7 protein-coding genes are annotated in these 9,205 nt (G+C 67.6%); 2 read left to right on the plus strand and 5 right to left on the minus strand.

The window, feature by feature from the left end; genetic code table 11:
• The coding region (locus AC5RV2_RS11245) for a class I SAM-dependent methyltransferase (protein WP_494092396.1) at positions 1-541 on the plus strand (541 nt) is incomplete at its 5' end.
• Between the two features lie 54 nt (positions 542-595).
• Here AC5RV2_RS11245 and AC5RV2_RS11250 read toward each other — a convergent pair.
• The 4 genes from AC5RV2_RS11250 to polA all read right to left on the minus strand — a co-directional run bounded on the left by AC5RV2_RS11250 (position 596) and on the right by polA (position 7,090).
• Positions 596-904 carry a PRC-barrel domain-containing protein gene (locus tag AC5RV2_RS11250; protein WP_494092397.1) on the minus strand — a complete coding sequence of 103 codons (309 nt, stop codon included), beginning with the start codon at positions 902-904 and terminating at the stop codon, positions 596-598.
• Positions 905-1,137: 233 nt separating this feature from the next.
• Entirely contained in the window at positions 1,138-2,610 is a 1,473-nt protein-coding gene (gene rpsA, locus AC5RV2_RS11255; protein WP_493980210.1) for a 30S ribosomal protein S1, read from the minus strand.
• Between the two features lie 286 nt (positions 2,611-2,896).
• Positions 2,897-4,207: a GNAT family N-acetyltransferase gene (locus AC5RV2_RS11260; RefSeq protein WP_494092398.1), complete on the minus strand. Its 1,311-nt coding sequence runs from the start codon at positions 4,205-4,207 to the stop codon at positions 2,897-2,899.
• Between the two features lie 108 nt (positions 4,208-4,315).
• Positions 4,316-7,090 (minus strand): DNA polymerase I, encoded by a 2,775-nt coding sequence (polA, locus tag AC5RV2_RS11265; RefSeq protein ID WP_494092399.1) that lies wholly within the window; start codon positions 7,088-7,090, stop codon positions 4,316-4,318.
• Between polA and AC5RV2_RS11270 the strand changes: the two genes are divergently transcribed.
• Positions 7,089-7,598, plus strand: coding sequence for a hotdog fold thioesterase (locus AC5RV2_RS11270; RefSeq protein ID WP_494092400.1), 510 nt, complete (start codon positions 7,089-7,091; stop codon positions 7,596-7,598). The genes polA and AC5RV2_RS11270 overlap by 2 nt on opposite strands.
• A 222-nt stretch (positions 7,599-7,820) precedes the next feature.
• On the opposite strand, the gene AC5RV2_RS11275 is transcribed toward AC5RV2_RS11270, so the two are convergent.
• Positions 7,821-9,205, minus strand: a 1,385-nt coding sequence (locus tag AC5RV2_RS11275) for an HNH endonuclease (protein WP_494092401.1), incomplete at its 5' end; no start/stop codon positions are given.

Here is a 9,205-nt window from a genome sequence, read left to right on the forward strand (position 1 = left end):
GCTGCCGGTTCCGCTGCGGCTGCTCGCCTTCGGCGGCACCTTCGGCGGGCCCAAGCTGGACCCCGGGACCCGGTTCCTGCTGCCCTTGCTAGCGGGCGCCCGGCCGGCGGACCGCGCCGTCGATCTCGGTTGCGGCAACGGATCCATCGCCGCCTATCTGGCCCTGTCACGCCCCGGCATGCGGGTCCTGGCGACCGACCAGTCGGCCTCCGCCGTCGCGTCGGCACGCGCCACGGCGGCAGCCAACGCCGTGGCGGGCCGCGTGCAGGTCCACCGGGACGATGCGCTGTCCTCCCTGCCGGCGGCCTCCGAGCAGCTGGTGGTGCTCAACCCGCCGTTCCATATCGGCAACGCCGTGCACGCGGGCATCGCGTTGAAGCTCTTCGCCGACGCCGGGCGGGTGCTGGAGCCGGCCGGGGAACTCTGGACTGTCTGGAACAGCCACCTGGCCTACAAGCCGGCGCTGAACCGGCTGGTGGGGCCTACCCGGCAGGTGGCGAGGAACTCCAAGTTCACGGTCACCGTCAGCACCCGGCGCTGAGGGGCGGCTCTCGCGTGCCCGGCGACTACTGCCGTGCCCCGGGCCTGGGCGGCTCTAGGTGCCGTAGTACCTGCGCAACTCGGCCTCTTCCTCCGGGGTGAGGCTGTCAGACGCCTCCGGCGAGGGCGAGTCCTTGATGGTGTCATGGCTGTAGGCGACGTACACGTCGCGTGATTCGATGCGGGCTCCGGCGACCGGCACGAACTTCTCGCGGCTGTCGGCCAGGCCCAGGCCAACGGTGAGCCAGGTGATGGTTCCGGTCACCGGATCCTGGTGGACCTGCCCCACCACGCCCAGTTTCTGCTGTTCGCTGTCCCACACTGTGGATTGCTGCAAGGCGTGAATGTCGACTTTTTCTGCCATGTTCTCTCCATTCCGGCCAACGGCCTGCGTGGGTGTCCGTACGTTCCTCACCCTAAATCCCACGCCTGCACCGGGCAAGGACCGCAGCGGCCCCCGAACGGACGCCGGCCGCGCAGCGACGGCCCTGCCGGCGCTCCGGGAAAGGCGCCGGAGACAGCAGGAACCCCCGCACCCTGGGGCGCGGGGGTTCCTCAATCAGCGATGCCGGGTTGCCCCGGCGCCGAGGGCCGTTGTTACTGGCCGGTCAGCTTCTCACGCAGTGCAGCCAGGGCTTCGTCGGAAGCCAGGGTGCCGCCGCTGGAGGCCGGAGCCGCCGGGGCGTCGGAGGAGTAGCTGGTCGGAGCGGCCTCGGACTCGCTCGGAGCCTCGGCTTCCTCTGCCATGGAGGCAGCAACCTGCTTCTTGTGGGCTTCCCAGCGCGCCTGGGCGTCGGCGTACTGCTGCTCCCACGCGGCGCGCTGCGCCTCGTAGCCTTCGAGCCACTCGTTGGTCTCCGGGTCGAAGCCCTCCGGGTACTTGTAGTTGCCCTGCTCGTCGTACTCGGCAGCCATGCCGTAGAGGGCCGGGTCGAACTCGGAGCCCTCCGGGTCGACGCCCTCGTTGGCCTGCTTCAGAGACAGCGAGATGCGGCGGCGTTCCAGGTCGATGTCAATGACCTTGACGAACACCTCGTCGTTGACGGAGACAACCTGCTCGGCCAGCTCCACGTGGCGCACGGCCAGCTCGGAGATGTGGACCAGGCCCTCGATGCCGTCTTCGACGCGGACGAACGCACCGAACGGAACCAGCTTGGTGACCTTGCCCGGGACGATCTGGCCCAGGGCATGGGTGCGGGCGAAGGTCTGCCACGGGTCTTCCTGGGTGGCCTTCAGGGACAGGGACACGCGCTCGCGGTCCAGGTCCACCTCGAGCACCTCGACGGTGACTTCCTGGCCAACCTCGACGACCTCGGACGGGTGGTCGATGTGCTTCCAGGACAGCTCGGAGACGTGCACCAGGCCGTCGACGCCGCCCAGGTCCACGAAGGCACCGAAGTTGACGATGGAGGAGACGACGCCCGGACGGACCTGGCCCTTCTCCAGCTTGTTGAGGAAGGTGGAGCGGACCTCAGACTGGGTCTGCTCGAGCCATGCACGGCGGGACAGCACAACGTTGTTGCGGTTCTTGTCCAGCTCGATGATCTTCGCTTCGATCTGCTGGCCGATGTACGGAGCCAGGTCGCGCACGCGGCGCATCTCGACGAGGGAAGCGGGCAGGAAGCCGCGCAGGCCGATGTCGAGGATCAGGCCACCCTTAACAACCTCGATGACGGTGCCGGTAACAACGCCGTCCTCTTCCTTGACCTTCTCGATGTCGCCCCAGGCGCGCTCGTACTGAGCACGCTTCTTGGACAGGATCAGGCGGCCTTCCTTGTCTTCCTTGGTCAGCACCAAGGCTTCGACCTCGTCACCGACGGAGACAACTTCGCCCGGGTCGACGTCGTGCTTGATGGAAAGCTCGCGGGAGGGGATGACACCTTCGGTCTTGTAACCGATGTCGAGCAGGACTTCGTCGCGGTCAACCTTGACGACAGTGCCTTCGACCAGATCGCCATCATTGAAGTACTTGATGGTCGCGTCGACGGCTGCGAGGAAGTCTTCAGCGGTACCGATGTCGTTGATGGCGACCTGCGGGGTACCGGGCTTCTCGGTGGAGGTGATGGTCATGTAGTAGGGGCTCCGATGTGGATAGTTTTCTGAGTTCCGCTGCTGCCCTGCGTCCCGGCGCGCAGCAGCATTGGCCAGCTGCAGCACACGGGATGCATTGCCGTTTACGGAAACGGACTGATGTGTTTTGGTGAAGCTCATGGAGCCTGCCTTCGGCGAAGGGCTCTCCATACGCATTACGCGCCCAATAAGTCTAACTGGTCGCGCCAATCCCGGCAAAGCGACGCGCCCCGTCGAGGCGCAGGTGCACGCCGAAACTGTGCCCGCGGCCCCCTTCCCGGAAGGGTCAGAAATGCGTGATGCAATACGGAGCGGTGTCCGTGGCGAACAGTCGGTCCATCCGGGACACCGCCTCCGCTGACGTACCGGAGAAGTGGCCGCCCGCAGCCAGCGTCCGCGCCTGGACTCCGCCCAGATACAGCGAACCGAGGGAATCCACGGGCACTGTGGCGTCGACGTCCGCGTCCTCCGGCAGCACGTCAACCACTCCCCGGCCGTCCGTGACGGTCAGCCGGTAAGCGCCGCCGCAGATGGTCAGCGGATCGGTGATCCGCAGGGTGCACGAGCCGTCGTGCAGGTACGGCCTGGCTTGGAGGGCCGCTACCGGGTCCAGCACGCGCAGCCACAACACATCTTCGACCGCCGCCACCTCGTAGCCGCGGCTGTCGGCCAGGCCCCACGCCAGCGGATCCTCCACCGGCCCGAGCGGGAACTTGATCCGTTCCACCAGGTCCAGCGACCCGAGGTAGCGCCACAACTCCAGGTACGCATCCTGCCCGGCGGCAACCAGGTCAGCCACCTTCACGGTGTAGGGCTTGCTGTCCCAGCCGGCAAAGCGGTAGCTGACATAGGCGTCCGGCCGGCCGTCGCCGTCGTAATGGACGGCCGCCCGCAGCGACTTGTCTTCCGACGCCTTGTCCTCGCTCCAGCGGCCCGAGACCCGGAAGGCGTAACTGGCCTGGCGTCCGACGGAGCCAAGGGTCCGGGTGTGGAACCCGCTGAATATTTCCGGCGCCAGGTCCTGGAGCGAAGCCGGGTCGGCCAACTCCATCGTCCCCGTCGCGGCGGCGCGCAGCCCGAACCGTTCGCGGGCATCGATTTCCACTTCGCGGATGAACGTCGCCGCGCCAAACCCGAAGCGTCCGTAGATGGTGGCCTCGGAAGCGGTGAGCGCCGCCATCGCGAGTCCCCGGCCGGCCGCCTGCTTCAGGTCGTCGGTGATCATCCGCCGCAGCAGGCCGCGGCGCCGATGCGTCGCCCGGACCGTCACCGCGGTGATCAGGTGGGTGTCCAGCAGCCGCCCGCCGCCCACGTTGAGGGTGTTGACCATGGTGGCGTAGGTAGCGACAGGCACTTCGGGGTCCCACACGCCCGGCCGCTGCGTGTCGTCGTAGGCGCCCCAAAGGATCCGCTGGTCCGTGCCGTAGACCCGGGCGTAGGCGGCGATGTCGGAGGCATCGGGCTTGCCGTCGTGGAACCCGAACCTGACCGCTTCGAACCAGCCGAGGGTCCTGGCGTCCGGCCGGTCGCCGTCGAGCCCGGCGGCAAACCGGTCAATGCGGATGTCTTGGCGGGTTTCCTGGGTGTGCGTGGTCACGATCTTCGAGCCTAGCGGCACCTCCCCCGGTCCGCCAGAGGGAGCCGCCGCCATCGCACAGAAGCGTCGCCGCCTCCGCGTGCCGGCGACGCCGGAGGCGGGACGTGTCTAGTGTCCGGCTTCCTGCCAGTTGGCGCCGACGCCCACGGACACGTCCAACGGCACAGTCAGTTCCGCGGCGCCGCCCATCTGGGCACGCACCAACTTCTCCACCTGTTCCCGCTCCCCCGCCGCTACTTCGAGCACGAGTTCGTCGTGGACCTGCAGCAGCATCCGGGACTTCAGCCCCTGGTGGCGCAGCTCCTCCGAGACGCCGAGCATGGCCTTCTTGATGATGTCCGCCGCCGATCCCTGGATGGGCGCGTTCAGGGCGGCCCGCTCCGACATCTCGCGCAGCTGGCGGTTGTCGCTGGCCAGGTCCGGCAGGTAGCGGCGGCGGCCTTCGATGGTCGAGGTAAACCCGTCCACCCTGGCCTTGTCCACCACTCCGCGCAGGTAGTCGCGGACAGCGCCGAACCGGGAGAAGTATTCCTTCATCAGCGTCCGCGCCTCGTCCACGGAGATGTTCAGCTGCTTGGACAGCCCGAAGGAACTCAGCCCGTACACCAGGCCGTAGGACATGGCCTTGACCTTGGCGCGCATCTCGCTGGTGACATCCTCCGGGGCGACGCCGAAGATGTGCGAACCGACGAACCGGTGCAGGTCCTCGCCCGAGCGGAACGCCTCGATCAGGCCCTCGTCTCCGGACAGGTGGGCCATGATCCGCATTTCGATCTGCGAGTAGTCGGCTGTCAACAGCAACTCGTAGCCCTCGCCGACGACGAACGCCTCGCGGATGCGCCGGCCGGCCTCCGACCGGACCGGGATGTTCTGCAGGTTCGGGTTGATGGAGGACAGCCTGCCGGTGGCGGCCACAGTCTGCGCGTAGGTGGTGTGGATCCGCCCATCATCCGCCACGGTCTTGCGGAGGCCTTCCACCGTTTGCCGCAGCTTCGAGGCGTCACGATAGGCCAGCAGCTGGACCAGGAATTCGTTGCCCGTCTTGGCGAACAGGTCGTTGAGCGCATCGGCGTCGGTCGAATAGCCGGTCTTGATCTTCTTGGTCTTCGGCAGCCCCAGCTCCTCGAACAGCACCGTCTGCAGCTGCTTGGGCGAGCCCAGGTTGATTTCCTTGCCGATGATGCCGAAGGCCGCCGAGCTGGCAGCGTCGATGGTCACGGTGAAGTCGTCCACCAGCCGGTCCAGCGCGCCGGCGTCCACGGCGATGCCGTCCAGTTCCATCCGCGCCAGTACCAGCGACAGGGGCAGGTCGAGCCCGCCCAGCAGCTGGTTGGCGCCGCGATCCACCAGTTGTCCGGCGAAGTGTTCGCTCAGCTGCAGTGCGCCGAATGCCTGCACGACGGCCGGTCCGGCCTTGTCATCCTCGGACAGGCCGAGCTCCAACTGCCCGTTGGCTGCGGTTTCGGGGGCCGCCACGGACATCTTCAAGTGGTACTGGGCCAGGTCCGCCAGTTCGTAGCTGCGCCGGTCCGGCTGGATGAGATACGCCGAAATCGCTGTGTCGTCGACGACGCCCAACAGCTCGAACCCGCGCCGCGAGAGGACCTTGTACGCGTACTTGAAGTCGTGGACGACCTTCGGTGCGTCAAGGTCGGACAGCCAGTGTGCCAGCAGTTGCTCGGCGTCGGCGTCCAGCGCAGTCAGCGGCACGTAGGCGGCCTGGGCGTGGGCCACCAGGGCCAGCCCGACGGCGTCGTCCCCGCCTTCCGCGGTTTCGGCCACCAACTGCAGGGCAACGTTGTGCTGGTTGGTCTCCTCCAGCCATTCCTTCAGAGCGGCCGCATCGGTGACCACCGTGTGGGCGGGGGCATTGACCTCCGTCTCGCGGACGGCGTCCTCCTCGCCGAAAAGGTCGAAAAGCCGCTTGCGCAGGGTGTTGAACTGGAGTGCATCGAAGAGTTCCTCGATGGCGGCCCGGTCGGGGTGCTGCAGCACCATGTGCTCCAGTTTCACGGGCAGGTCCAGGTCCCGGAGCAGGTGGTTCAGCCGGCGGTTGCGCTTGACGGAATCAACATTGGCCCGAAGCGCCTCGCCTACCTTGCCGCCGATCGAATCCAGGTTCTCCAGGATGCCCTCCACGCCGCCGTAGAGATTGATCCACTTGGCAGCGGTCTTGGGGCCCACGCCGGGAACGCCGGGAAGGTTGTCGGCGGTCTCACCGACGAGGGCCGCGAGATCGGCGTACCGCTCCGGCCGGACGAAGTACTTCGCTTCCACCGCGTCGGCGTCCATCGGCGGGATGTCGCTGATGCCCTTCTTCGGGTACAGCACGGTGACTTTGTCCGTGATGAGCTGGAACGCGTCCCGGTCCCCCGACACCACCAGAACCTCCCAGCCGGACTTCTCCGCCCGCTCACTCAGGGTGGCGATGACGTCGTCGGCCTCGTATCCGTCCAGGGTGACGGTGGGGATCTGCATCGCCTCCATCACCTTGACGATCAGGTCCACCTGGCCGTGGAATTCCTCGGGCGTCTTGTTACGGCCGCCCTTGTACTCGGAATACTCCTCGGTGCGGAAGGTGGGAGTGTCCAGGTCGAACGCCACGGCGATGTGGGTCGGTTCGCGCTGCTCGATCATCTTGATCAGCATGGAGGTGAAACCGTAGACGGCATTCGTGTGCTGGCCGGTATCCGTGGAGAAGTTTTCCACCGGCAGGGCGTAGAACGCGCGGAACGCCATCGAGTGGCCATCGATCAGCAGCAGGCGCTTAGGCCCCGATGCGTCGCTCTCCGGGCCGGAAACGGGGGCTACCTCCGCCTCTACTGTCGCGGTGGCTGCTTCCGGTTTGTTAGTTTCACTCACACCTGCCAGCCTAGTTCCCATGAGCGACAAATTCACACCCGGCGACAGTGCTGCGGGACACTCGCAGGGCGCGCTTCCGGCCTCGGCGACGGCCACGATCGCCGAACTGGTCGACGCCGGTGTCCCGGAACACTTGCACCGGTTGCTGATACACACCGGGGTGGGATCGCTCGTGGTGAAGATGGGCATCGTTTTTAGCGAGATGACGCCGCAGCGCATGGTGGCAACCATGCCGGTGGAAGGAAATACCCAGGTGGCGGGCATCCTGCATGGCGGCGCGCACGTGGTGCTGGCTGAAACGCTGGGGTCCTTCGCGGCGACTCTGCACGCGGGCGCCGGCCGCCACGCCGTCGGCATCGAAGTCGGCGCCAGTCATCACCGCTCCGTCTCCTCGGGACTGGTCACCGGCACCGCGACGGCGATCCAACTGGGGCGTTCGCTGACCGTGCACGAAGTCGTGATGACCGATGACGCCGGGCGGCGCCTCTCCACGGCGCGGATCACCAATCTCATTCGCGACAACGCGTAGGCACCCTTCGAGGCTTGGCCCCGCGAGCCTAAGCGCGGCTCCCCCGTGCGCTGGTTAGTGGCACTCCCCTTTGCGCTCGCGTTACTCCCACTGCCCTGATTAGTGCCACGGACCTGCCTTGATGAGTGCCACTGCCCCTCGTGCTGGTTAGTGCCACTCCCCGCTAGCGTTTGTCAGCGCCACTCCCCTTGCGCTAGCAGTGCCACAGCTTGACCTGGTTATTTAGGCGGCCGACGGGGCGAGCTTGTCCCTCGGGATCCTCACTACTGCCCAACCGCCGGCAGCGCACGCACCCAGCCGGGCGCCGTCGCCGGCGTCGTCATCGCTGTTAGCCGGGGCAGCGGCCAAAGCGCGGTGGATGATTTCGGCGCTCGCCGCCGAGGATGGGTGAGCCGTCCCTTGTGCCGACGTCGGTGTACCTGCCGGCACCGTCCCGGTTCTGGCGTGACCGGACCCTGACGCCCCGGTTGGCGGCGTGCCTGGTAGTGGTGGCGGGGTGGAGGTGTAGGTGTGTCCGGTGGGTGTGGTGGTCTCCACCGCGTGGTGCGTTCCCTCAAGAGGGCGGCTGGACCAGCCTTCGGCTTCCTTTGACTGGTTGCATTGTTCGCACAAGCCCTGGCCGTTGGCCATGGTGGTTTTGCCGCCGTGTGACCAGGGCACGATGTGGTCGATGTGCCGGATCGGGGCGTCGCACCAGGGCCTGGCGCAGACCGCGTCGCGGGCCTGGATCATCCGGCGCATCCCGTCGGGGAACTTCCGTGCGGCCGAGTCCATGCCCAACAGCTGCCCGGTCCCCGGCGCGGTGTAGAGGCGGCGGACCCAGATGTCTTCCACGGTGGCCTGTTGCAACACCTTGTTGCGTTGGGCCTGCTCGCGGGCGGTCTTCCACCCCGGCTCGGTCCCGGCCGGCGGCGCCTTCCGCCCTATCCCGCCCGGCGGGCTGCCGTCGATTCGTCCTGCTGCCGGCAGCCTGCAGTCCTGGCGGCCGGGGCCGGCAGCGTTCCGGCCGGGCGGGCTGCCGTCGGTGGTGGTTGCCGGTGGTTGTGCCGGTGCCGGCGGTTCTTGTGGCGGGCGGGTGAGGTTGTGGGCGTAGCGGGCCGGGACGATGCCGTGCCCGGTCAGCCAGGCCGGTTCGTTCTGGCCGTGGAGCAGGGTGCGGTCGGTCATCACCAACTGGATTTCCAGGCGGGCGGGGTCGGCGGTGCTGCGCCCGGTGACGCGTTCGAACACGGTATCGGCCATCAACTGGCCCCGCGACCGGGGGTCGCCCATGGTGCGCAGCCGGTCCGCTTCCCGGTGCAGGGCGGCCATCACCGCCACCCCCTGGACGACCGGCAGCAGGGTCCGGACCGAGACCATGGTGTCGGGCTCGGGCCGGGAGGACACATGCCGGTCCGCTTCGGCCTTCGCCGCCCGCTCCACCACCGAGCGGGGATCGAGCCGGTAGGCCAGGCGCTTGGCTTCGGCCCGGAGCGCCCGGTTCCCGAGCCCATGCAACCGTTCCCGGTTGCCGGCCAGTTCCCGGTCCACGCGGGCGCGGTGCTCCGGGGACAGGCAGCCGGTTTCCTGGGCCAGGATCTCGGCCCGGTATTCGTTCAGGCTCCCCG

Source organism: Arthrobacter sp. Y3225116, assembly GCF_059091245.1.